Here is a 23,422-nt window from a genome sequence, read left to right on the forward strand (position 1 = left end):
GCTAACCAATTATTACAAGTACATCACCTTCAAGAACAGAATCGCCCTTGTTTACCTTAACTTCAATAACCTTTCCTTCCTTATCGGAATCGATGTTATTCTCCATTTTCATAGCCTCAAGTACCAGTAGGCGTTGACCGACCTTTACCTGGTCGCCAGGCTTTACGTTCACTTCTAACACAACACCAGGTAAGGGAGACTTAACTGCTCCTGCAGCACCAGGGCTAACTGTTTTGGCAACAGCAGGATGTGAATCGGTGGTAGGAACAGCACTAGGTCTTACCAATTTTGGTGTTTTGGTTTGTCGAAGTTCTTTCTCCATCTCAACCTTATATGGAGTACCATTTACTTCGAGTTCGGCAATATTTCCTTCAACATTTGAGATGTGAACAACGTACTCATTGCCATTTATCTTGAACTTAAAATCTTTCATTTTTGTACTTTATTATTATCCTTTGTTCAGTTTCCTGTAAAAAACAACCCGATTAGGAGTTTGCCTTAGGGTATATATTTTAGAGCTCCATGGCGAATAACGCCTTGATACCCTTTCGATTGTTAAAATTGTCGACTCCTGATCGTGCTTATCATTCTCATAGAAATAGAGTGCCGCTGATATAGCTGCAAATACTTCGCCAGGTACTTCAACCTCTACTTCTTCCTCCGTGTCGGCTGTTTTTGACTTGCGCAGCTTTACCTTGATAGGTTTTTGTGCCATCCTTGCTGTAAATGAAAAAAGGCGATACAGAACCAGCAATGCAGTAAACACAACGCTCATAGCTGTAATGGCCATCACCACGCCAAATGGGTCAACCTTAACAAACTTCTCTGCTGGTGACACCTTGCTTTCAAACAAGTCGTTTGTTGAATTTGGCGTTGCAAGCTCACTCACCTGCCATTTCCCAAAGCCATTTGGCAAACGCACAAACGATTTATCAACCCCCATTAATGGCACCGTAACGCTATCAAGAAGAGTTTTACCATCCGATGCAAAGAGCGCAATAAATCTATTAATGCTATCTAATCGAAAGTTAAGATGGAGTGTTCCATGCTGACTCCGGCCATCGGCAAAAAACACCAAGAACTGCTGTTTGGGTATTTTAGTTATAGGATCAGCAGTAGGTATCTTATACTTTGTTGGATTTTGGATGTTGTTTGTAAGATAACAACCAGCAATGTTAACAGTGTTATACCCAGTATTAACAAGTTCAATCCAAGCACTTCTATCGCCATAACTGTCGATATAGTTTGTCTCATTAAAAAGCATTACCTCGTTAATTTTAACATCGGTAATGTTTTGAGCAAACGAACCAATAGCACTAAAAATGGCAGCCGATACAAGTAGTATTTTTTTTAACATTCTCATTTTTTTCAAAACATTTAAAGTGGCATGGTAGAATGTTTCTTAGGCGGATTGGTATCCTTTTTAGTAGCTAATGATTGAAGCGCTCTGATAATACGGAAACGAGTATTTCGTGGTTCAATCACATCATCGAGATAACCAAATTTAGCAGCCACATATGGATTAGCAAACTTCTCCTTATATTCCTTCTCTTTTTTAGCCAAAAACTCTACTTTAGCCTTTTCGTCCTCAATAGTTTTGAGTTCCCTACTTAAGAGTACTTCAATGGCACCCTTTGGCCCCATAACTGCAATCTCGCCACTTGGCCAAGAATAGTTAATATCGCCACGAAGATGCTTTGAGCTCATCACATCGTAAGCCCCACCATATGCTTTACGAAGGATAACAGTAACTTTAGGTACTGTTGCCTCACCGTAAGCATAAAGCAGTTTTGCACCATGAATGATGATACCATTGTACTCTTGAGCAGTTCCTGGTAAGAAACCAGGCACATCAACTAGTGTAACTAGTGGAATGTTGAAGGCATCGCAGAAGCGAACAAAACGAGCAGCCTTACGCGATGAGTTAATATCGAGAACGCCAGCAAGATACTTGGGTTGATTTGCTACAATACCAACCGACTGACCATTAAAACGTGCGAAGCAAGTTATGATATTGGGAGCATAATCTCTTTGAACTTCAAGAAACTCACCGTAATCAACAATAGCCTCAATAACCTCTTTAACATCATATGGTTTGTTAGGGTTATCGGGGATTATTTCATTTAACGAATCTTCTAATCTATCAATTGGGTCATCACAGGGTACTATAGGAGGTTCCTCAAGGTTATTTTGAGGCAGATAGCTGAGCAGCTTGCGAATAAGCATAATACCCTCTTCCTCATTATCGGCAACAAAATGTGCCACTCCCGACTTGCTAGAATGTACTCCAGCACCACCGAGTTCATCGGAAGTTACAGTTTCTCCAGTTACAGTCTTAACAACCTTTGGACCAGTAACAAACATGTAACTGGTATTACGCGACATAATTATAAAGTCGGTAAGGGCAGGTGAATAAACAGCACCCCCAGCACAAGGCCCAAACACTGCAGAAATTTGTGGAATTACACCAGAAGCTAGGATATTGCGCTGGAAAATATCGGCATAACCACCTAAACTCTTAACACCCTCCTGAATACGTGCACCACCACTATCGTTAATTCCTATCACAGGAGCGCCAACCTTCATGGCCATATCCATAATTTTACAGATTTTTGCTGCAAACATTTCGGATAACGACCCCCCAAAGACAGTAAAATCTTGAGAAAAAACGTAAACCAAACGGCCATCTATTGTGCCGTATCCAGTTACAACACCATCGGAAAGATAGCTCTCCTTATCCAGCCCAAAATCGATACAACGGTGCGAAACGAACATATCAAATTCCTCAAAACTACCCTCGTCGAGTAGCATATCGATACGTTCGCGTGCAGTATATTTTCCTTTCTTGTGTTGAGCTTCAATTCGCTTTTCACCACCTCCAAGCTTGGCCTTTTCGCGAAGGTCAATAAGCTCTTTAATTTTTTCTTCTTGTGTGCTCATTTTGTTAGTGTTTGGGGTATAGTGTGACTACTTATTGTTTTTATCTTCACAAAGTTCGGTAAGTACACCCAATGTTGATTTTGGATGTAAGAACGCAATATCAAGCCCTTCGGCTCCTTTTCTTGGAGTCTTATCAATTAAAGCAACACCTTGCTCCTCCATTTGCTTGAGCTGCCCCTCAATATCGTTAACAGCAAAGGCAATGTGGTGTATTCCCTCTCCTTTTTTCTCAATGAACTTACCAATGGGGCCTTCAGGATCGGTTGACTCTAAAAGCTCTATCTTGGTTTGTCCAACCATGAAGAATGCTGTTTTAACCTTTTGATCCTTCACTTCTTCAATATTATAGCATTTTAAACCTAAAACCTTCTCGTAAAATGGAATTGATTCCTCTAGGTTTTTAACTGCTATACCAATGTGTTCAATGTGAGTTATGCTCATAGTTCAACAATTTTAATATTTGGTCACTGCAAAGTTACTTTGTATAGTCAACTTAACACAGAAAAGTTACATTCTATTTGCCTGTTTTGCAGCAATGTTAAAAAACATGTTTGGAGAGATAGCCTGCCAAATTGTTACAATATTTTTACAGAAATGAATTGAATTTACAAAATAAACGGCTAATTTTGCAGTCCATTAAAAGACAATGTACTAACAACTAAATTATAAAGTCATGGGAAAAGGTGATAAAAAAACCCGTAGAGGGAAAATCTTTTTAGGTTCATTTGGTAATACTCGCCCCAAAAAATCAAAACTGCGTAAAGCAAAACGCGAAAAGGCAAAAGCTGAATCTAAATAGATTCTGTTTTTGACTTTAAAATATCGAAAACCGGCTTAGCCGGTTTTTTTTATCACTTAAGTTAATACTTCTACTCAACATTCTTTTCATTCTATCAAAATTTGGCAGTTCAAAGAGTGAAACCCCATTTATTTAATGTAAATTTGGATTATATGCTCCTTCTCAATGGGAAAAAAGACTGCATTCTGTGTTCAATTTCTCCTTTCAACGCTGCTCACATTAAGCGTTTTATTTACTATTGCTCAAACATCAAATTATAGTAGACCCGATTTTGAAAAGGATTCCGTTTTTGCCTCACAACTTTTTAACCAAATAGAAAACCTTTATTTTGACAATCAAGATGACAGCTGCTTACTCCTAATAAACAAGGCCTTACCTTTTTTTGACAAGCTTAATTTAACAAACTACAAAATTCTTTCTTTAGGTTACAGAGGAGCAATAAATAGATACTTAGGTAATTTCAAAGATGCGTTATCGGACCTAAGTAAGGTTTTAAACTACTACGAACAAATTGGAAACCAAAAGGGGCAAGCATCGGTTCTCAATCAGATTGGGGCGATATATCGCCAACGAGGAGATTACCCTACAGCGCTCGATTACTACTTCAAATCACTCTATCAATATCAAAAAATAAATTACAAAAGGGGAATCTCATCTGTTCTTAACAACATTGGTGTTGTTCATATGTATCAAAAGTTATACGATAAAGCCTTAGAATACTATGAAATGTCGCTTGTCATAGAAGAGGAACTTGAAAACGATGACGGTATGGCAACCTCATACCTGAATATTGGAGAAATTTATAAGAAGAAAGGGAATCTAGATAAAGCATCGGACTACTATTTGAAAGCGTTAATTTATTCCAACAAGACAAACGACCTGGATGCAATAGGAACTATTTATAACGAATTGGCGGGTATTAATATTGAAAGAGGAAACTTAACCGATGCCCCAAGGTATCTTAATCTTGCAAGGGAAACTTTTCTAAAAACTAAGAGTCCTATTCGCATAGCAGAGAGTGAAATTAATTTTGGGAAATACTATCTGCAAATTGGAAACCTAAATCAGGCAACAAAACACTTTAGTTCAGCCCTAGATATAGCAGATAAGAACAACCTATTAGAAATTAGTAGCAATGCCCACAGGTACTTAAACAGGATATATGAAAAACTCAACAATATCCCACTTGCTTATAAGCACTTCAAAAAATATATTGAAACACGAGACAGTATTTTTAACGAAGAAAACACTAGGAAATCATTACAAGCAGAGTTTTTCTACAAATTTGAACAACAGCAGGAACAACATAGAATTGAACAAGCCAAAAAGAAAACGGAATACCAACAAAAGTTAAAGCGCGACAGAACCATAAGAAATTTTCTAATTGCAATTATCTCCCTCAGCGGACTATTTATTGGGTTAATTCTTTTTTCATTACGAAAAATTGAACATAAAAACAAGGAGTTAGCCGAGAGGCAAAATGAAATACTTGAAAAGAATGAGGAACTGCTTCAACAACAAGAAGAGATACTAGCCCAACGTGATGAAATAGAACGAAAAAACCTCATTCTTGAGCAAACCCAGCAAATACTTGCCGATAAGAATGAACGTATGATTAGCAGTATTGAATACGCAAAAACTATTCAAAGCGCACTTCTACCTAAACCTGAACAACTTGACAAAATCTTCAACGATTATTTTATCATATTCCAACCTAAAGATATAGTAAGTGGCGATTTTTACTGGGTTAGTAACGACTCCCAATATACTTACGCAGCAGTAATGGACTGTACTGGACATGGTGTACCGGGCGCCTTCATGTCGATGATAGGAAACACACTTTTAAACAAGATAGTTAACGAATGGAAAATCAACACCCCATCAAAGATTCTGGAACTCCTTAACGACCAGCTACGAGAGGCACTAAAACAAAAAACAGGAAAGAATATCGTTCTTGCAGGTATCGACATAGCGTTTGTAACCATTGATAGGAAAAACAAGAAAATAGCTTTTTCTGGTGCTGCTAGACCTCTTCTGATTATTCAAAACGGTGTAATGAATTTGGTAAAAGGTAATATCCGCTCTACTGGAGGCTTTCAACCAGCAAAACTAAAACCCTACGAAGACGTCACATTTGATATTTTATCACCAACATACCTCTATCTATTTAGCGACGGTTATGTTGATCAAATTAGTGCGGATAAGAAAAAATTTGGTATCAAGCGGTTTACCGAAATAATCGAGTTATCATACACCAAACCCATGAAGGTGCAACAAGAACTATTAAACCAGCTAATGGAAGGTCATCTTCATGGAGCCGATCAAATTGATGATATCTGCATTCTTGGTTTAAGGATTGATTAAACTACCAGCTTTGGCATTTCTGGGTACTCCAATCGTACATGGTAAATATTTTGCAACTTCTTTTTAAAGATAGCCTTTATAAGCGATATATCCTTAAAATTAATGTTGGCATAGTTAAACTGACCAGAATTGAGCTGCTCATTTATTATTTTTTCCACCAAATTATCAATTGACTGAACCGTATACTCCTTTAAGCTCCGCGACGCGGCTTCAACAGCGTCGGCCATCATAAGTATTGCTGTTTCTTTAGTTTGGGGTTCTGGTCCAGGATATCTGAACTGATTCTCATCAACACCATCGCCATTTGTAACCTCCATCTCCTTAGTGTAGAAAAATTTAACCAACGATGTTCCATGATGCATTCTAATAAAATCGACAATTTGCTGGTGTAAGCCTGCTTTAGTTGCAATTTTAACCCCTTCGTGAACATGGTTAATAATTATTTCAGCACTTTTAACATTGCTCACATTCTCATGAGGATTAAATCCCCCTTGCTGATTTTCTACAAAAAACATAGGATTCGCCATTTTGCCAATGTCATGGTAAAGGGCACCTGCACGAACAAGAAGAGGATTTCCACCAACACGCTGCACAGCGCTTTCTGCCAAATTAGCAACTTGCAAGGAGTGCTGAAACGTCCCTGGAGCAACCTCAGCCAGCTTCCTTAGTAAGTCGAGGTTCGTATCAGAAATTTCGATAAGGGTAATATCGGAAAGAAACCCGAAGACCTTCTCAATTAAATAAACAAGCTGATACGAAGCTAACAAAAGTAGTGCATTTACAGCATACCAAAGCAAAACGAACCAATTCACGCCCGACAACGAACCATCGGCAATTATATAGAAGCTCAAATAAAGGATGATATAAGACATATAAATAAACCCAACCGTTTTAAACAGCTGCCCCCTTTGATAAATGTTACTTAAGCTAACTATAGCAACCACACCTGCAATAAAGTTTGTAAAAACAAACTCGTAGCTATTCGGTACCATGAAACCAACAACAAAAACACTAATCAGATGAACAAATAACGCTAGGCGAGAATCAAAAAATATTTTAACAAAAATTGGAATTATAGCTAATGGCAAAACATTAATGCTAACCGACTGGGTATTATTAATTAATCTTGCAAGAACAACCATTAAAGTGATGTTTAGAAGCAAGAAAAGCAATTTCCGATAATCGGTTAAAACCTCTAACCTAAAATTCAATAAAAACAGATAAAAAGCAATAAACAAAGAAGAAATGAGCAAGATATTACCAGTAAGTATAACAGCCCTCCTTTTGGCACCAATTTTCTTTTCATACTCCCTCTTTAATGATTCTAGCACCTGATAATTCTCTGAGTTAACTATTTCTCCTTTTGCAATTACCATTTCACCGGCTTGGATCATTCCTTTTGTAATGGAGATGTTAGAAATCAGCTCATCTCTAAATTTTTTGGTTGTGGTCTCGTCATAAAAAAGGTTAGGTTCCAAATATTTTTTTAAGTCAAGAGCCAAAAGCATATCCTGCAACTGCTGATCTTCAGAGTTTACCTGTTCTAGCAACTTATCATTAAGTTTCCTATAAGCTTTGGGTAATGTATACACATCATCAAACCACTTCTCATATGCAATATTATTAATAACAATAGCCAAACCCTTCTTTTCTAACCCCTTTGAAATATCACCATCGGTTTGATCTATAATACCCTTTGAATAAATTTCATTTAGCTCATTTTCAATCAATTCTTTTAATAATGATTTTTGCTTGTTAAATCTTTTTCTTTTACCTATTAGACTAACTTTTTTTGTAGAATAATTCTCAAAGATTGAATCGAACCCATTCACAAAAGCCAAAACATTCTTCTTTTGAATGGTGGAATCGTACCTATAATACGACTTGAATTCTTTTAGTAACCGATTCTTTTCAGCAAAGATTTCTTGGTCTGTTTTATACACAGGAAAGTCAAAGGGAGCAAAAAGATCCTCATGCATCCAAGGTTTCCCTTTCTGAAACTCATACTTAAAACGACCCTCCCTTGGGATAGTGAGAATAACAACGAGAAAGGTACTGGCAAAGAGCAAAAACGTTATAAGTTTTTTAACCCGTGATTTTTTTTCTGCATCCATGATGATGATTTTGATTACTTATTTTCTGGCACAACGTACCTCTGATCAATTTTTATAGGAGTTAAGCCAATCTCGCGACCTACTTTAAGCATTAAATTATATGCTTCAACAAAGTTGTTATGAATCTCTCCGTCGAGAATGGCATCTTTGATTCTTGTTTTAATAACACCCACCTCCTTGCAGGGTTTTATTCCAAAAGTATCCATAATTAATTCACCCGAAACAGGAGGTTGAAAGTTTCTTATAGCATCTTTTTCTTCAATTTCTTTTAGCTTCTTACGAACAATTCTAAAGTTTGCCAGATGTCGTTTTACAGTTGCGTCATTCTTTGAGGTTATATCAGCCTCACAAAGCATCATTAAATCATCAATATCATCGCCAGCATCAAAAAGCAACCGTCTCACAGCCGAATCTGTAACCTCATCTTGAGAGAGCACAATGGGACGTAAATGGAGCTGAACCATCTTTTGAACATACTTCATTTTATCGTTCAATGGCAATTTTAGCTTTCTAAATATGCTAGGAATCATCTTTGCCCCAACAAACTCATGTCCATGAAAAGTCCAGCCTTGTCCTTGAATGAATCGTTTAGTTTTGGGTTTGGCTATATCATGTAGCAAGGCCGCCCAGCGCAACCAAAGATTATCGCTTTTTGCTGATAGATTATCAAGGACTTCCAATGTATGTAAAAAGTTATCTTTGTGTGATATCCCATTACGCGACTCGACACCTTTTAGGGCCACAAATTCTGGAAGAATATACTCTAGCAATCCAGTCTCATCGAGTAAGAACCACCCCATAGAGGGACGTAATGATGTCATCATTTTATTTAGCTCATCGGTTATTCTTTCAGCAGACACAATTTTTATTCTGCCATTCATCTGCCTTATGGCATCAAGCGTTTTAGGCTCAATGTCAAAGTTAAGCTGTGTGGCAAACCGAACAGCCCTCAACATTCTTAAAGGATCGTCAGAAAAAGTAGTTAGCGGGTCGAGTGGAGTTCTAATTATACCCCTTTTTAAATCATTAACACCATCAAAAGGGTCGATGAGCTCACCAAAATTTCGTTTGTTTAAACTTAGAGCAAGAGCATTAATAGTAAAATCACGGCGATTCTGATCATCCTCAAGGGTTCCATTCTCCACAATTGGTTTGCGGGAATCAAGTCGGTACGACTCTTTTCTTGCACCTACAAATTCTACATCCCATTCATGATACTTTAGCTGAGCCGTTCCAAAATTCTTAAAATATGAAACCTTTGTAGTTCGCAAACGCCTGGCCACCTTACGAGCAAAATCAACCCCGCTACCCAATACAACAATGTCGATATCTTTTGATGGCCGATTAAGGAAAATGTCCCTCACATAACCCCCAATAACATAGGCATCAACATTTTCAAATTCGGCAACATCAGAAACTATAGAAAAAATCTTATGCTTCAAAAACTCTCTCATCTCCATAACTAATAACTGACAAAATTACAATTTATAAAACATAATGCCTAAATTTTTGTTTAACCATAAGAAATAGTGGTTTCATGTTTAAAAAATTAATTTTTGACATTTATCAACTAATAAAGTAGAACAAAATTATGCCAATTAGCGTTTTGGTATTACTTTTGTATCAAAATATGTAAATATTTTAATTTATCAATAATCAATAACTAGTAACACTATGATTGAGTTTTTAACAGCAGAAACATTTAAGCAGAAAGTATTCGACTACGAGAAGAATAGCGAATGGAAATTCGAGGGTGACAAGCCAGCGGTAATTGATTTTTACGCCGATTGGTGTGGGCCTTGCAAAATGGTAGCTCCTATACTTGAGGAACTTGCACAAGAATATGAAGGCAAGTTGAATATTTATAAGGTTGATACCGAAGCAGAGCAGGAATTAGCAGCAGTATTTGGTATTCGCAGTATTCCTTCGCTTCTGTTCATCCCCTTAAACGATCAACCACAAATGGCAATGGGAGCATTACCTAAAGATACCTTCAAAAAGGCCTTTAAAGATGTTCTTGGTGTTGAGTAGCATCAGTTAACAACACTAAAAAGGAGGAGCTTACGCTCCTCCTTTTTTATTTTCATTGCTTTCAAAGTAAACTTTTTTGTTAATGGCTGTCAATCCCCATAAGCATAAGAAACAGGTGTTTTTGAACTTTAAGTATCTCGGCCATATACTCTCTAACAGCCTTAACACTCCCGGGCAACGTATAAACAAAAGTAGACCCCATAATTCCCGCAACACCCCTGCTTAAAAGAGCATTAGGCTTTTCTGTGCCATATTTTAAACGAATATGTTCCATAATACCTGGAATTTGTTTATCGAGCATTTTTTCAACAACATCAGGGGTAATATCACGTGGTCCTATACCTGTTCCTCCTGTTGTTATAACCATATCAAACTTTGAATCCTTACACTCCTTCAACCTACTAGTCAGAAGTTCCTCATCATCAGGAATCACTTCAACATCAACCTCGTGCTGCCAATTAAGCTTAGAGAAAAATTCTTTAATATTTTTCTCCACTTCGGGCCCGCTCAGGTCTTTGTATTCGCCACGACTAGCCCTATCGCTTAATGTAATGATTTTGATCTTGTATATTTTAGGAATAAAAGTCAACTCATCATCAGCCTTAAGTTTTCCTCCTTTTATAACCCTTACAAAGATGCCCTCTTTAGGCATAACGCAATTTCCAACCTGGCGATAAATAGCGCAGCCATCGCCATGGCACGACTTTCCTATTTGTGTAACCTCAAGTTCAACACCCGCTCCTACAAACCTATCACCAGGTTTGGTAGTGTACAACTCAAGCCCCTCGGTGGTAATATTTTCGGCAAAATCGCCATATTTTACAGGAAGGCCGCTAGCCTTGGTAAATTTATCCATACTCTCTACACCAAGCATGCTTACCTGCCTGTGCCAGCTGCCTGAATGGGCATCGCCCTTTACGCCTAACGAGTTAAGCTCAATAAAATCTACAGGGTGCTTTGTGGTTCCTTTTCGTTCAGATATATTGACCGACTTTACCTTTATTACAATATTTTCAGCGTTATTCATATCTAATCAAGATTCGTTTTGATTTTTTCAACTAATCTAACATTGTCTATCACCATCGATTTGTCAACTGCTTTACACATATCGTAAACTGTCAGCAAGGACACCGATACAGCAGTAAGGGCTTCCATTTCAACTCCAGTTTGGCCTATGCATTTAGCATAGCCCGTAACCTCAACTCCTGTATCGGTTAAGGTTGCCCTTACATCGACCTTAGTAAGCAAAAGGGTGTGACAAAGCGGAATTAGCTCAGGGGTTCGTTTAGCAGCTTGGATTCCGGCAATCTCTGCAATGGTTAGAACATCGCCCTTTTTCATCTGATTTTCACGAATAAGCCTTACGGTTTCGGGCTGTAACTTTATAAATCCCTTTGCAATGGCCTCTCGTAGCTGATTGGGTTTATGCCCAACATCAACCATGTTGGCTTTGCCATTTTTATCGGTATGTGATAGTTCCATTTTAACCTCCAATATTATAAAATTCACCTGTTCGATTTGCTACTCCACATGCAGGCTTATTTTTAATTGCCATTTCAATAGCCTTTTCGATTCCCAAATCCCTTACATTATACCCGCTTTCGCTAAATAGACAGGGTTTGATAACCCCATTGGCAGTTAAGCGCAGCCTGTTGCAAGTGGCACAATTGCCTCCCTCGCCACCTTCAACAACACCAAAAATACCGTCATCAAGGTTCATTTTAGGTATAAAGCGGGCAATAAAACCGTTCTCGTCTGCATAGGATTTTACGGCTTGCGCATCGGGTTCGGCCGAACTTTGTTCCACAACACAATTCAACTTAATTGGTTTAAACCCAACTCTTTTTGCCTCCTCTAATCCTTCTAAAACATCGGAAAGGTTTCCTATTCTTGTAGTTGCTTTATACTTACCCGGATCTAAAGTATCGAGGCTGACATTGATTCGTTTCAAGCCAGCGTCGAAAAGTGGTTTAGCAAACGGCTTTAATAATACGCCGTTGGTTGTCATACCAAAGTCCATTATTCCATCAATAGAGGCAATCATCTTAACCAAGTCTACAATACCTTTACGGACAAGCGGTTCACCTCCTGTTATTCGAACTTTTTCGAAACCATTTTTAACGGCTAACTTTGTAATCTCAACTATCTCCTCAAAGGTAAGTATCTGATTATGGGGAATCTGTTCAATACCATCTTCGGGCATGCAGTAAACACAACGCAAATTGCACCTATCGGTAACAGAGATTCTAAGATAATTTATTCGCCGATTAAATTGATCGAACATCAACAAGCTCCCCCTTTTTAATTTCTTTAACACCTAAAGCAATAGAAGCAATTCCAGAAGCATTGGCAAGTGAGAAAATATGGGCAGAACCATGATATTCAATGGGTTCAACCTCGCCATTATTATTAACAATTATTGGGAAGAAACCAAGTCTCTCTGCTCTTTTTCGAGAATAGTCTTTTGCCAATGGTAAACGATAAACTTTTGCATAGGGATCAGTTGCCCCCATCATCATAAGAAGAGCAGGTTTAACAAGTAGTTCAAATTGAATAAACGACGAGACAGGGTTTCCAGGCAACCCAAAAATCAGTTTTTCGTCTGCTACACCAAAGGTGGTAGGCTTCCCAGGCTGAACTGCTATTGAATCAAATAAGATTTTCACACCTAGCCGCTCCATTATTTTAGGAACATAATCATAGTCGCCCATGGGAACTCCACCTGTGAGGACCACTACGTCGCTCTCATCTAATGCTTTTGCAATAGCTTTTTCAGTAGTTTCCTCACTATCGCGCACAATCCCATGATATATTGGTAAAGCACCTGCTGCAGCCACCTGTCCAATAAGCTGATGCCCATTACTATTTCGTATTTTACTTCCTGTAGGGGCCTCGCTTGGCTCAACCAACTCATCGCCGGTAGGCAGGATTGATACACGTGGTCTAACACTTACCTTAGGTGAATGACACCCAAGGGCTGCCATAATGGCAATATGTTGGGGTTTTATAAGTACACCCTTTTTTAACGATACGTCACCAATCCTTATATCCTCACCCAACTCACATATGTTAGTCTTAGGCTGAGGCTTTGAAATATATCGTACTGTACCATCAGGTAAAACCTCGGTATCTTCTACAGGTATCACACAATCGGCACCATCAGGTATAGGGGCTCCTGTCATTATTTTTGAGCAAGTACCCTCAAGTATTTTTTCTTTTGGGGTTGTTCCTGCTGCTATAACCTCAATTACTTTTAATGTGCTTTCCAAATCGCACATTCTACATGCATATCCATCCACAGCGGTTTTACGGAATGGTGGCATGTTTATATCCGAAGCTACATCTTGTGCTAGCACTCTATTAACACTATCGGTAAGCGATACCTGCTCAACACCTGCTAACACATGAACGTTTTCCTTTACAATCCTTATAGCCTTTTCAAACGAAATCATATTCAACACTGTTTACCATGCAAATATGTGTAAAAAAGTTGACACCGAAAAGTATTTTTTTGCATATCGACATGAATTCTACTTTCTGTTTCTTTTTTACACAAATCGAATTAATCTGCTATTTATCAATATATTAAAACCTTCATCAAATACAAATTGAGTACAAATTAGGCTCATGTAGAGCATAAAACGATAATAACTAACCAAAATTTATTAGGTTTGGGTTTAAATTTACTAAAACCTAAATCATAAAAGCTATGTCGCACGAACCAGTAGAAAAAATCAAAGGTCTTCCGGAGAATGCGTATACCGAACTTCGAGAAGGCGAGGAGTATCAACCAGTAATGTCCCCGAACAAATCGGTTCCTGAGGTTACAACATGGAGTGTAGTTTGGGGATTAGTCATGGCCATTATCTTTTCGGCAGCAGCTGCATATTTGGGGCTTAAGATTGGTCAGGTATTTGAAGCAGCCATACCAATTGCTATTATTGCAGTAGGTCTGTCGACTTTAGCAAAAAGGAAAGGTGCTTTGGGGGAAAACGTAATTATCCAGTCGATAGGCGCAAGTTCCGGTGTGATAGTTGCCGGAGCAATCTTTACATTACCTGCGCTTTACATTCTTAATCTTGAGGCAGAGTTCTATCAGGTATTTCTTTCATCTCTATTCGGAGGAATCTTAGGTATTCTCTTTCTAATTCCCTTTCGAAAGTATTTTGTAGCCGATATGCATGGAAAGTTTCCATTCCCCGAGGCTACGGCAACAACCGAGGTCCTAATCTCTGGCGAAAAGGGTGGAAAACAAGCCCGTTTATTAGTAATAAGTGGGCTAATTGGTGGCATTTACGATTTTATCATAGCCACATTTGGATGGTGGAGCGAAGTGGTAACCACTCGTGTAATACATACAGGCGAGGTGCTAGCCGATAAGGCAAAAATGGTTTTCAAGCTGAATGTCGGTGCAGCAGTAATGGGTATTGGCTATATTATTGGGCTGAAATACACTGCCATTATCACAGCCGGTTCATTTGTTGGCTGGTTTGTAATCATTCCGATAATAAACTATTTTGCACCAGGATTGACCGAAGCCGTAGGTAGTAATATTAGCCTCACAGTTGGGCAGATGAGTCCTGAGCAAATCTTCAGCAGCTATGTCCGTCCGATAGGCATAGGCGGTATTGCTATGGCTGGTATTATTGGAATTATTCGTTCAAGCAGCATTATTAAGAAAGCATTTGGACTGGCTGCATCGGAGCTAACCGGGAAAAACAAATCGCTGCCAAAGGAAGAGCTAAGAACGCGTCGGGATCTGCCAATGGCAATTATTGCAGGTGGAATTTTAATTACAACAATACTCCTTTTTGTATTTTTCCATTTCGGCGTAGTTCATAACCTGGGTCATGCGTTAATTGCTCTAGGCATTGTAATGGTGATTGCATTCCTTTTCACAACAGTTGCTGCAAATGCTATTGCAATTGTAGGGACAAACCCAGTATCGGGGATGACCCTAATGACCCTAATCATAACCTCACTTGTTATGGCATCGGCTGGATTATCGGGCACTTCGGGTATGGTAGCTGCTCTTATAATTGGTGGTGTGGTTTGTACTGCGCTTTCCATGGCTGGTGGTTTTATTACCGACCTGAAAATCGGATACTGGCTTGGCTCATCCCCTTACAAACAGCAAACATGGAAGTTTTTAGGAACATTCGTTTCGGCTGCAACGGTTGGTGGAGTTATAATCCTACTTAACAAAACTTATGGCTTTACCGGCGATGGAGCATTAGTGGCACCTCAAGCAAATGCCATGGCTGCTGTAATTGAACCAATGATGAGCGGTAAACCTGCGCCTTGGGCTTTATATGCAGCAGGAGCGTTTTTATCGTTAATACTAACAATGATAAATGTGCCTGCCCTTGCATTTGCACTAGGAATGTTTATCCCATTAGAACTTAACACCCCACTTCTTGTTGGTGGTATTATTGCTCATATCGTTTCAACTCGCTCAAAGGATGAAGCGCTAAACAGAGCACGTAAAGAACGCGGGACACTAATTGCTTCGGGATTCATTGCAGGTGGTGCACTTATGGGAGTAATTAGCGCCTTACTTAAATTTGGCGGTATCAACTATGTTAATAACGAATGGTTTGAATCGCACCCCGCAGAGATCCTAGGCTTTGTTATGTTCCTAATCCTTTGTGGATACCTTATTTGGGACAGCATGAGAGCGGAGAAAGAGTAAGCAATGTTATCAGTGTATAGTTTACAGTGTACAGTGTTCAGATTTCAGTTTATTTATTAATTTAATTAAACACTTCAATTTTATAAAGATGTTAGATTTCAAAGAAATGAATATTTGGCACAAAGGTAGAGAATTAGCAAAAGAAATCTATCTTATAACAAAATCATTTCCAAATGAAGAATTATTTGGTCTAACTCTACAAATACGCAAAAGTGCAATTTCTGTAATTTCTAACATTTCAGAAGGGTTTGGTCGAGCTAACCCAAAAGAAACAATACAGTTTCTTAACATATCTAAAGGCTCCCTATTTGAGTTAGAGGCCAAGCTAACCATTTCCTATGATCTAAACTACATTGATGAAAAAACATTTGGCAAAATCTCAAACTTAATTTTAGAATGCATTAAGTTAGTTCAAGGCTCTTCTAACTATTTCAAAAAGAAGTTGAAGAATATTTAATTTACTTTTTATTTTTCTGCACACTGTAAACTGTACACTGAACACTAAAATTTAAATTGTAATAAAAATGATAAACAAACAATCACTAATCGATCGCTTTATCAAGTATGTTAAAATTGATACTCAAAGCGATGATACGGTAACCGACAGGTTCCCTAGTACAGAGAAACAGCTAACGCTATCGAAGTTGTTGGCCGAAGAGCTTAAAGAGCTTGGGGCTCAGGATGTGGAAGTTGACCAGTATGGCTATGTAATGGCAACAATTCCAGCTAATACCGACAAACAGGTTCCAACTATTGGGTTTCTAGCCCATGTGGACACAGCACCCGATATGCCAGGGAAGGATGTTAAACCACGCTTTGTTGAGAATTACGATGGCTCGGAAATTATACTTAACAAAGAGCTTGGCGTATCGCTTTCGCCAAAAGAGTTCCCCGAGCTTATGAGCTACGTTGGACAAACCCTTATTGTTACCGATGGAACGACCCTTTTGGGTGCCGACGACAAGGCCGGTGTGGCTGAAATAATGACCGCAGCTGAATACATGCTTAAAAACCCAGGCTTCAAACACGGTAAAATCAGAATTGGGTTTACGGTTGATGAAGAGGTGGGTCGCGGAGTAGACCATTTCGATGTAAAACGTTTTGATGCCGATTTTGGGTACACACTTGATGGCGGTGCTATTGGCGAACTTGAGTTTGAAAATTTCAATGCGGCAGGTGCTAAAATCACTATTCAAGGGCAAAACATCCACCCAGGTTATGCTAAGGATAAAATGGTAAACGCCATTCTTGTTGCGCAAGAGTTTAACAGCCTACTTCCAGCCCACGAACGCCCTGAACATACCCAAGGTTACGAGGGATTCTACCACCTCATTAAAATGGATGGTTCTGTTGAAAAAGCAACCTTCCAATACATAATTCGCGACCACGACCGTAAAAAGTTTGAGTCACGGAAGTTATTCATGCAACGCATTGCTGATTACCTGAATGCAAAGTATGGTGAAGGAACAGTAACCCTTGAGCTCAAAGACCAGTACTACAACATGCGCGAAAAGGTTGAGCCCGTTTATCATGTAGTTGCTACGGCTATTGATGCCATGGAGGCTGTAGGGGTTAAACCAAAAGTTAAACCAATCCGTGGCGGTACCGATGGTGCAAGGCTTTCATATATGGGACTACCCTGCCCCAACCTTTTTGCAGGTGGCGAAAATTTCCATGGTAAACATGAATATATACCTGTGGAAAGCATGATTAAAGCAACTGAAGTAATGCTTAAGATTATTGAATTGTATGCTTCTAAATAAAAGTTAACTATTACTTTAATAAAAACGAGGGCAATTGCCCTCGTTTTTATTTTAACCGCCATTATAAGGCTCTAGGACTTCCCAGAATATCCTATTGCCACCTGGAGCTTCGTAATGGTAATAGAGATATATAAAATGAGTCAAAGGGTCGTAATGTGAATGTAGTAATAGATTTTCAGGATCCCCTTCTTTTACGATATAAGTAAACCCGACAACCTCAAAGTCAATTGAGTTATCTGCATTTATTGTTAAAATTATCTCCTCACCATAACTACCCCAAATAGCAAATTTTGTAGAACATGTTTCGCTGTTAATTGTTATTAATTCTTTTAGAACTTGTCCCTGGTAATATGGCTCATCAGGATAATGACCACCTGCAGTAGGGTGGAAATACTTAATATTTGATATGTAATAACCAGCATACGTATTTGCAACCAGAACGGTTGTGTTCAAATTGCTAGACACCTCTCTTCCATCGCTTAAAACTGATTTGTAGGTCAATATAAAGTAATCACCAACATCAGCGCTTGAGGGAGCAGAAGGGATAGTGTAATCCTCCATACTTAAACCTTGTATTAGCTGATCCCATGTGTAAGATGGGGAAAGCGAGATTGTATCACTTGCATTTGAACCGTTAACATCAATAGTGCTAAGTAACTCCTCGTTAGAATATTTTCCTGTAGATTTGTGGTAGAAGGTTTTATAAACCTTAACAACCTGAACAGCAGGGCCAGGATAAACTATCATATTCAACGAAATACCTTGGTCACTTGTTGGTAAATATTGCACTAAAGTGGAAGCGTCAATTAAACCTCCAGTTTTTACGTCGGCTGTCATTAGGTCGTCGTCCATCAAGCATGAACTTAATGAAAATGTAACCGTTAAAATAATTACGACGCTAAATATCTTTTTAAAATTCTTAATTTCCATAACCAATCAAATTAAACATTAATTATCTGCAACATCCCACCAAACCCTTGTATTCAAATCATCTTCACCTTGTCGTGTTATTGCTTCAGTAAGTTTTTTTCCATTGCGTGAATACTCATCCGAAGGGTAACGTAAACGTTGGGGAATTCTTCCATTATTCAATCCATCCTCGGCTGGTGTAAGCTGAGGGTAGCCGGTTCTTCGCCACTCAAACCAGGCCTGTAGCCCCTGGTCGAACATGGCAATCCATTTTTGGGTGTATATCTTTTCCAGGGCTTTAGTTGCATCCCAAGCGCCCCCATTTGCCATATAGTCATTATAGAAGTCGTCAACAGTGGTAGAAATGCCAATAAAATCGGAATAGTAATCGGGCACTTTACTCACAATCTCGGAAGCGAACTGGTTATACGACTCTTTGATTCCCATTTCGTAATAGTCTTGAACTGTCTCTGTTCCTACGGTAAGCAACCCCCTATAACTTGCCTCAGCCAACAAAAAGCATACCTCTGCTCTACTTATAAACATACCGGGAGCATCAGCCCTTCGGAAATACTCACCTAGTTTTGATGTTCTGGTAATTCCATTACCCAAATAGGCAGCTGCTTTAGCAGAGGTTAACCCATTCGGTAGGCCAATCCAGTAACCACCCGCTTCAGGGGTTTCGGCATACACCACAATTCTCCAATCGGGATGGTCGTGATTATTTGGGTTATACATGGCATCAATCAATGTTTTGCTTACCCGATGGTCATCACGAGTCTTATAGGTTTCATTTAAAGGATGATTATTTGGATAAGAACCCAGAAAGATCAGTGCTGCATTTTCCGAATTTTTTGAAATCAACGGATTGGATGCTGCATCGGAAATCATGGAATTTATTTCTTCTCTGATAAAATCATGATATTCGGATTGGTACGACATGCGCATAAGCAAACGCAGCCTTAATGAGTTGGCAAAGCGACGCCATTTATTTATATCACCGTTAAATAGGATATCACCCTCGATAGGTGTGCCATCTTCTAATAAAATGCTGTTGGCATACTTTAGTTTATTTATCAGATCGATATAAACAAATTCCTGTTGATCGAACTTAGGCATCAAAATGCTATCTATCTTAAATGCCTCTTTGTAAGGTATATCACCGTACAAATCAGTCAAGACAGAGAATATGTATGATTTTAGCACCAATGCAACCCCTTGGTAGTTCTGATTTCCTAAATGCTCCCCCATTTCGTACAAACGTTGAGTTTCCATTCCTGGTCCCGCATACAGCCAATTCCATACAGAATTAATCACATCGTTTCGAGGCACATACCTGTCCTCATCGGTATATTGCACCTTTGCCATGTGTTGGACCCAGCAGGAGCCAATTTCATGACCCAACCATACATCAAAAACCTGGTCAGCAATCCCCTCAATGGCATTAGCAAGTAACTTATCGGGGTACTCCTTAGTAATATCAATTGCATTGGGGTTTTTATTGATCTCCTCAAAGTCTTTTGTGCAAGAATTTCCCAGTGTTACAACAAATGTCAATGCAATAAGGTATTTAAATTTAATCGATTTCATACTCATCAACTATTAAAACTTGAAACTAAAATTAACACCGATACTACGCGCAGTAGGATGCTGTCCGAACTCAATTCCTTGAACATTGCTGTTACTAAATGCTGTTTCAGGATCTATATGAGGTACCCTGGCATACAGCAAGGCAAGATTGCGTCCAACAATTGAGATTGAAACATCCCTGATGGAACTTTTTCCGATTTTTGGGAAGGTGTATCCAAGCCTCACCTCACGAAGTTTTATAAAACTTGCATCAAAGATACTTGAATAGGCGATATTGTTGTTATAGGCAGCCTTATTAAACTCCTCAGCCGAAACCACAACATCGTTTTCAACATAACGTCCCTGCCCATCGGGTTTAACACCAACGCCAACTATTCCCCCTTCACGTCCTATCAATGTTTCTTTCAATACACCAGAATAGCGTCCCCAGGTAGTAGTCATCGAGTAAATTTCACCACCGTATCGCCCATCAACAAGAATGCTAAAATCAAGCCCTTTGTAACGGATTGAGTTTGAGACACCTGCCACCCAATCGGGGGTGTAGTTCCCGAGTCTAGTGAAGTTTCCTTGATAGGGCAAACCATCTACATAAATAATATTTCCATTCTCGTCACGGGCAAAGTCATACCCATAAAGTACTCCAAAGGGTTCTCCAGGTATAGCCAAAACGTCCAAGCTCCAATAGCTACCGATAACATACTGATCGAGGCCCTGGGCTAATTCTCTAACCTTATTCACATTCTTTGCAAAGTTTAGTCCAACTGTCCACTCAAAACCGGTTCTAGTTCGAACGGGTATGGCATTCAACATAAGTTCTACACCTCTATTGTCAATCCGCCCCGCATTAATAATTTTCGAGGTGTAACCAGTTGTAGCGCTTACAGGTAAGCTGATGATCTGGTCAAAGGTGCTCTGTGAATAGTATGTTAGGTCAAGCGCCAGCCTATTCATAAAGAACCTGACATCCACCCCAATCTCAAGGGAGTTGGTTCTTTGAGGTTTTAATGATGGATTCGGCAGCTGGTTCGGTATGTATATTTGTGCTATTTTGGTTGATGCATTCCAACCGTTATTAAACCTATAAACAGGCTGTAGTTGGTACGGATCGGTATCGGCACCAACCTGAGCCCAACCAACCCTTAACTTTGCAAAACTTAACGTTTTAGATTGCAAATCAAACAAATCAGTAAGAACAGCCGATAAGTTAAATGATGGGTAAAAATATGAGTTATTTTCTGCTGGTAAAGTACTTGACCAATCGTTTCTTCCTGTAAAATCAAAGAATAAAGCATTTTTCCATGCTATCTGTCCATTATAATACAAACTATTAATTCTTTTCCGATACAGATAATTCATTGTTGTAACGGGTATTCTGGAATTTTCGAAGGTATAAACATCAGGCACACTAAGCTCTGTAGTATACGAGGAAAGTGTTTGGGTATACTGATCCATTCTGTTTCCTCCAAAATTCAAGCTAAACCCAAAGTCCTCACTAAAAGATTTGTTAATGGAGAACAAAAAGTCGGCATTAATCTCCCTGAAAGTTCGTTTTGACTGACCGAGATATCCGTATGGGTTCTCAATGTCGCCATAAGCGGAACGGGCGGAGTTAAGATTTGTATAATAATCAATTCCAACACCAGTCTTTAAACTAAACCAGTCGGTAAATTTTACTGTAGCCGATGTTTGGCCAATTAACCTATCCCTATCAATACCATTAAGATTTTCATATAGAGTAAAATACGGGTTATTATGGTAGCTGTAATTCCAATTTCGTTTGGATCCATCGGGGAAGGTGTACTGCTTTAAATCGGCGACATCAACCTGACGACCAAACCATAAAAATTGTTGCATGACGTTTTGTCCACTATAACCATAGGCAGGGAGATTGTCGCTCTTGGTGTTTATGTAGTTACTGCTTAGCGATAAAGCCAAAAACTTGTAAGGAGACACTAAGGCATTCAGGTTTACACTATTTTTTCTCTGATCGGTATTAGGAATCATTCCCGTCTGGGAAGTATTAGTATATGAGAACCTCACAGAATAGTTATCCCCAGCACCTTCAATGGCTACATTATTTGTGAATGTTTTACCAATTTCAAAGAAATTTTTAATATTATTAGGATGAGATACCCAAGGAGTAGGCTGACGGACACCGTTTACAACAGGTGAGTTCCACTGAGGAATCATTAATCCTATATCGAGCGTTGGGCCCCAACTTTCGTCCACATTATCGTTAATTCCTCGTCCTTGCCCGTCGTAAAACTCAAACTGACCGCTTGTGCCCTGTCCATATTCGTTTTGAAAATCAGGCAATCTGAGCGGTGTATCAAAGGTGGTTGTTGAGTTGAAAGTTATACCAAAATGGTCGGTACTAGCTGAACGTGTTTTTATAATGATAACGCCATTTGCTGCGCGCGAACCATAAAGGGCAGCAGCATTAGGTCCTTTTAATACAGTTACACTTTCTATATCATTTGGATTAATATCGGCAATACCACTACCTCGGTTAACTCCCTCGTTGTAGGTTCCTCCAAAATTCCAGTTGTTCATTACCACTCCATCAACAACAAATAGTGGCTGGTTATCGCTGCTAAGTGAGTTTACACCACGAAGCACGATTCGAGTAGAGGCCCCAACGGAACCAGAAGTTTTGGTAATTACGGCACCCGAAACACGACCCTGAAGCGAGTTAAGAATGTTTACCTCTGGTGTTTTAGCTATCTCCTCGCCTTTCACACTTTGGATAGCATAACCAGTTGCTTTCTCGGCTTTCATAATACCAAGAGCCGTAACGGTAACCTCTTTCACCTCGATAGATTCCTCCACCATTTCTACATCAATCACCGTTCGGCCGGCAATCTCAACCTCAACGGTTTTATACCCGATATAGCTAAAGCGAAGTTTTTTAGCAATGGCTGGGACATCAATTTCGTATCGTCCCTCCATGTTTGTTACAGTACCTATTGTACTACCAACAACAACAACGGTTACCCCTTGAAGCGGCCAAGCTCCATCGGTTGAGGTAACCATCCCCGATATTCTCACAGTTTTTTGGGCATTTGAACTCAAAGAACACACAAACAAAAAAGCTGTGAGTAGCACACACAGTTTCCTCATAAATACAGATTAATAAATTGGTTTTGGTTTAGTTAATTAATTCACAAACCAAATTTATGGCAAATAGGAATACGAGTCAAATGTTTTTTTAACGCAGAAA

18 protein-coding genes and 1 pseudogene are annotated in these 23,422 nt (G+C 39.1%); 6 read left to right on the forward strand and 13 right to left on the reverse strand.

Annotation, left to right across the window (positions count from 1 at the left end):
* Position 1: 1 nt before the first annotated feature.
* Genes FHG85_RS08935 through mce form a run of 4 tightly spaced genes read right to left on the reverse strand, consistent with a single transcriptional unit; the run spans position 2 to position 3,381 of the window.
* Complete coding sequence (locus FHG85_RS08935) at positions 2-433, reverse strand: acetyl-CoA carboxylase biotin carboxyl carrier protein (RefSeq protein ID WP_173075046.1); 432 nt, start codon at positions 431-433, stop codon at positions 2-4.
* 15 nt (positions 434-448) lie between these two features.
* Positions 449-1,363, reverse strand: coding sequence for an OadG family transporter subunit (locus tag FHG85_RS08940; RefSeq protein ID WP_173075048.1), 915 nt, complete (start codon positions 1,361-1,363; stop codon positions 449-451).
* A 14-nt stretch (positions 1,364-1,377) separates the two neighbouring features.
* Entirely contained in the window at positions 1,378-2,940 is a 1,563-nt protein-coding gene (locus FHG85_RS08945) for an acyl-CoA carboxylase subunit beta (RefSeq protein ID WP_173075050.1), read from the reverse strand.
* Positions 2,941-2,967: 27 nt separating this feature from the next.
* A complete protein-coding gene (mce, locus tag FHG85_RS08950; protein ID WP_173075052.1) occupies positions 2,968-3,381 on the reverse strand; it encodes a methylmalonyl-CoA epimerase in 414 nt (137 codons plus the stop codon).
* Between the two features lie 232 nt (positions 3,382-3,613).
* Here mce and FHG85_RS08955 point away from each other — a divergent pair, with 232 nt between their 5' ends.
* Together FHG85_RS08955 and FHG85_RS08960 are read left to right on the forward strand one after the other, a co-directional pair.
* The gene (locus FHG85_RS08955; RefSeq protein ID WP_173075054.1) at positions 3,614-3,739 is read left to right on the forward strand and encodes a 30S ribosomal protein THX; all 126 of its coding nucleotides are present in this window, start codon (positions 3,614-3,616) and stop codon (positions 3,737-3,739) included.
* A gap of 165 nt (positions 3,740-3,904) precedes the next feature.
* Positions 3,905-6,103, forward strand: a complete 2,199-nt coding sequence (locus FHG85_RS08960) for a tetratricopeptide repeat protein (protein ID WP_173075056.1) — start codon at positions 3,905-3,907, stop codon at positions 6,101-6,103.
* Here the strand turns inward: FHG85_RS08960 and FHG85_RS08965 are convergent.
* Both FHG85_RS08965 and FHG85_RS08970 read right to left on the reverse strand, forming a co-directional pair.
* Complete coding sequence (locus FHG85_RS08965; protein WP_173075058.1) at positions 6,100-8,217, reverse strand: HD family phosphohydrolase; 2,118 nt, start codon at positions 8,215-8,217, stop codon at positions 6,100-6,102. The genes FHG85_RS08960 and FHG85_RS08965 overlap by 4 nt on opposite strands.
* Before the next feature lie 14 nt (positions 8,218-8,231).
* Complete coding sequence (locus FHG85_RS08970) at positions 8,232-9,677, reverse strand: CCA tRNA nucleotidyltransferase (RefSeq protein WP_173075060.1); 1,446 nt, start codon at positions 9,675-9,677, stop codon at positions 8,232-8,234.
* Between the two features lie 208 nt (positions 9,678-9,885).
* Here FHG85_RS08970 and trxA point away from each other — a divergent pair.
* Positions 9,886-10,248, forward strand: a pseudogene (trxA, locus tag FHG85_RS08975) (thioredoxin); the annotation flags it as partial.
* Between the two features lie 79 nt (positions 10,249-10,327).
* Here the strand turns inward: trxA and FHG85_RS08980 are convergent.
* The 4 genes from FHG85_RS08980 to FHG85_RS08995 are packed head-to-tail and all read right to left on the reverse strand — an operon-like array spanning position 10,328 to position 13,700.
* Complete coding sequence (locus FHG85_RS08980; RefSeq protein ID WP_173075064.1) at positions 10,328-11,275, reverse strand: MOSC domain-containing protein; 948 nt, start codon at positions 11,273-11,275, stop codon at positions 10,328-10,330.
* Positions 11,276-11,277: 2 nt separating this feature from the next.
* Entirely contained in the window at positions 11,278-11,730 is a 453-nt protein-coding gene (gene moaC, locus FHG85_RS08985) for a cyclic pyranopterin monophosphate synthase MoaC (RefSeq protein ID WP_173075066.1), read from the reverse strand.
* Between the two features lies 1 nt (position 11,731).
* Positions 11,732-12,532: a GTP 3',8-cyclase MoaA gene (locus FHG85_RS08990; RefSeq protein ID WP_173076838.1), complete on the reverse strand. Its 801-nt coding sequence runs from the start codon at positions 12,530-12,532 to the stop codon at positions 11,732-11,734.
* Positions 12,516-13,700, reverse strand: coding sequence for a molybdopterin molybdotransferase MoeA (locus tag FHG85_RS08995; RefSeq protein ID WP_173075068.1), 1,185 nt, complete (start codon positions 13,698-13,700; stop codon positions 12,516-12,518). The genes FHG85_RS08990 and FHG85_RS08995 overlap by 17 nt, the downstream gene beginning before the upstream one ends.
* 257 nt (positions 13,701-13,957) lie before the next feature.
* Here FHG85_RS08995 and FHG85_RS09000 point away from each other — a divergent pair, with 257 nt between their 5' ends.
* The 3 genes from FHG85_RS09000 (at position 13,958) to pepT (ending at position 17,703) form a co-directional block, all read left to right on the forward strand.
* On the forward strand, positions 13,958-15,940 hold the full coding sequence (locus FHG85_RS09000; protein WP_173075070.1) for an OPT family oligopeptide transporter: 1,983 nt from the start codon (positions 13,958-13,960) through the stop codon (positions 15,938-15,940).
* Between the two features lie 88 nt (positions 15,941-16,028).
* On the forward strand, positions 16,029-16,397 hold the full coding sequence (locus tag FHG85_RS09005; RefSeq protein WP_173075072.1) for a four helix bundle protein: 369 nt from the start codon (positions 16,029-16,031) through the stop codon (positions 16,395-16,397).
* A gap of 67 nt (positions 16,398-16,464) precedes the next feature.
* Positions 16,465-17,703 (forward strand): peptidase T, encoded by a 1,239-nt coding sequence (pepT, locus tag FHG85_RS09010; protein ID WP_173075074.1) that lies wholly within the window; start codon positions 16,465-16,467, stop codon positions 17,701-17,703.
* Positions 17,704-17,754: 51 nt separating this feature from the next.
* Here pepT and FHG85_RS09015 read toward each other — a convergent pair whose 3' ends face one another.
* Genes FHG85_RS09015 through FHG85_RS09025 form a run of 3 tightly spaced genes read right to left on the reverse strand, consistent with a single transcriptional unit; the run spans position 17,755 to position 23,250 of the window.
* A complete protein-coding gene (locus tag FHG85_RS09015; protein ID WP_173075076.1) occupies positions 17,755-18,633 on the reverse strand; it encodes a hypothetical protein in 879 nt (292 codons plus the stop codon).
* 18 nt (positions 18,634-18,651) lie between these two features.
* Complete coding sequence (locus FHG85_RS09020; RefSeq protein ID WP_173075078.1) at positions 18,652-20,202, reverse strand: SusD/RagB family nutrient-binding outer membrane lipoprotein; 1,551 nt, start codon at positions 20,200-20,202, stop codon at positions 18,652-18,654.
* Between the two features lie 12 nt (positions 20,203-20,214).
* Entirely contained in the window at positions 20,215-23,250 is a 3,036-nt protein-coding gene (locus FHG85_RS09025; RefSeq protein WP_173075080.1) for a SusC/RagA family TonB-linked outer membrane protein, read from the reverse strand.
* Positions 23,251-23,422: the final 172 nt, after the last annotated feature.

The organism is Tenuifilum thalassicum (assembly GCF_013265555.1).
Lineage (GTDB): Bacteria > Bacteroidota > Bacteroidia > Bacteroidales > Tenuifilaceae > Tenuifilum > Tenuifilum thalassicum.

What these genes read in the sequence shown, in the direction of transcription:
- FHG85_RS08965 (WP_173075058.1), bottom strand. Translation starts at nt 8,217, where the DNA reads ATGGATGCAGAAAAAAAATCACGGGTTAAAAAACTTATAACGTTTTTG.
- pepT (WP_173075074.1), top strand. Translation starts at nt 16,465, where the DNA reads ATGATAAACAAACAATCACTAATCGATCGCTTTATCAAGTATGTTAAA.
- FHG85_RS09015 (WP_173075076.1), bottom strand. Translation starts at nt 18,633, where the DNA reads ATGGAAATTAAGAATTTTAAAAAGATATTTAGCGTCGTAATTATTTTA.
- FHG85_RS08955 (WP_173075054.1), top strand. Translation starts at nt 3,614, where the DNA reads ATGGGAAAAGGTGATAAAAAAACCCGTAGAGGGAAAATCTTTTTAGGT.
- FHG85_RS08990 (WP_173076838.1), bottom strand. Translation starts at nt 12,532, where the DNA reads ATGTTCGATCAATTTAATCGGCGAATAAATTATCTTAGAATCTCTGTT.
- FHG85_RS08980 (WP_173075064.1), bottom strand. Translation starts at nt 11,275, where the DNA reads ATGAATAACGCTGAAAATATTGTAATAAAGGTAAAGTCGGTCAATATA.
- moaC (WP_173075066.1), bottom strand. Translation starts at nt 11,730, where the DNA reads ATGGAACTATCACATACCGATAAAAATGGCAAAGCCAACATGGTTGAT.
- FHG85_RS08945 (WP_173075050.1), bottom strand. Translation starts at nt 2,940, where the DNA reads ATGAGCACACAAGAAGAAAAAATTAAAGAGCTTATTGACCTTCGCGAA.
- FHG85_RS09005 (WP_173075072.1), top strand. Translation starts at nt 16,029, where the DNA reads ATGTTAGATTTCAAAGAAATGAATATTTGGCACAAAGGTAGAGAATTA.
- FHG85_RS09020 (WP_173075078.1), bottom strand. Translation starts at nt 20,202, where the DNA reads ATGAAATCGATTAAATTTAAATACCTTATTGCATTGACATTTGTTGTA.
- mce (WP_173075052.1), bottom strand. Translation starts at nt 3,381, where the DNA reads ATGAGCATAACTCACATTGAACACATTGGTATAGCAGTTAAAAACCTA.
- FHG85_RS08970 (WP_173075060.1), bottom strand. Translation starts at nt 9,677, where the DNA reads ATGGAGATGAGAGAGTTTTTGAAGCATAAGATTTTTTCTATAGTTTCT.
- FHG85_RS08995 (WP_173075068.1), bottom strand. Translation starts at nt 13,700, where the DNA reads ATGATTTCGTTTGAAAAGGCTATAAGGATTGTAAAGGAAAACGTTCAT.
- FHG85_RS08960 (WP_173075056.1), top strand. Translation starts at nt 3,905, where the DNA reads ATGGGAAAAAAGACTGCATTCTGTGTTCAATTTCTCCTTTCAACGCTG.
- FHG85_RS09000 (WP_173075070.1), top strand. Translation starts at nt 13,958, where the DNA reads ATGTCGCACGAACCAGTAGAAAAAATCAAAGGTCTTCCGGAGAATGCG.
- FHG85_RS08935 (WP_173075046.1), bottom strand. Translation starts at nt 433, where the DNA reads ATGAAAGATTTTAAGTTCAAGATAAATGGCAATGAGTACGTTGTTCAC.
- FHG85_RS08940 (WP_173075048.1), bottom strand. Translation starts at nt 1,363, where the DNA reads ATGAGAATGTTAAAAAAAATACTACTTGTATCGGCTGCCATTTTTAGT.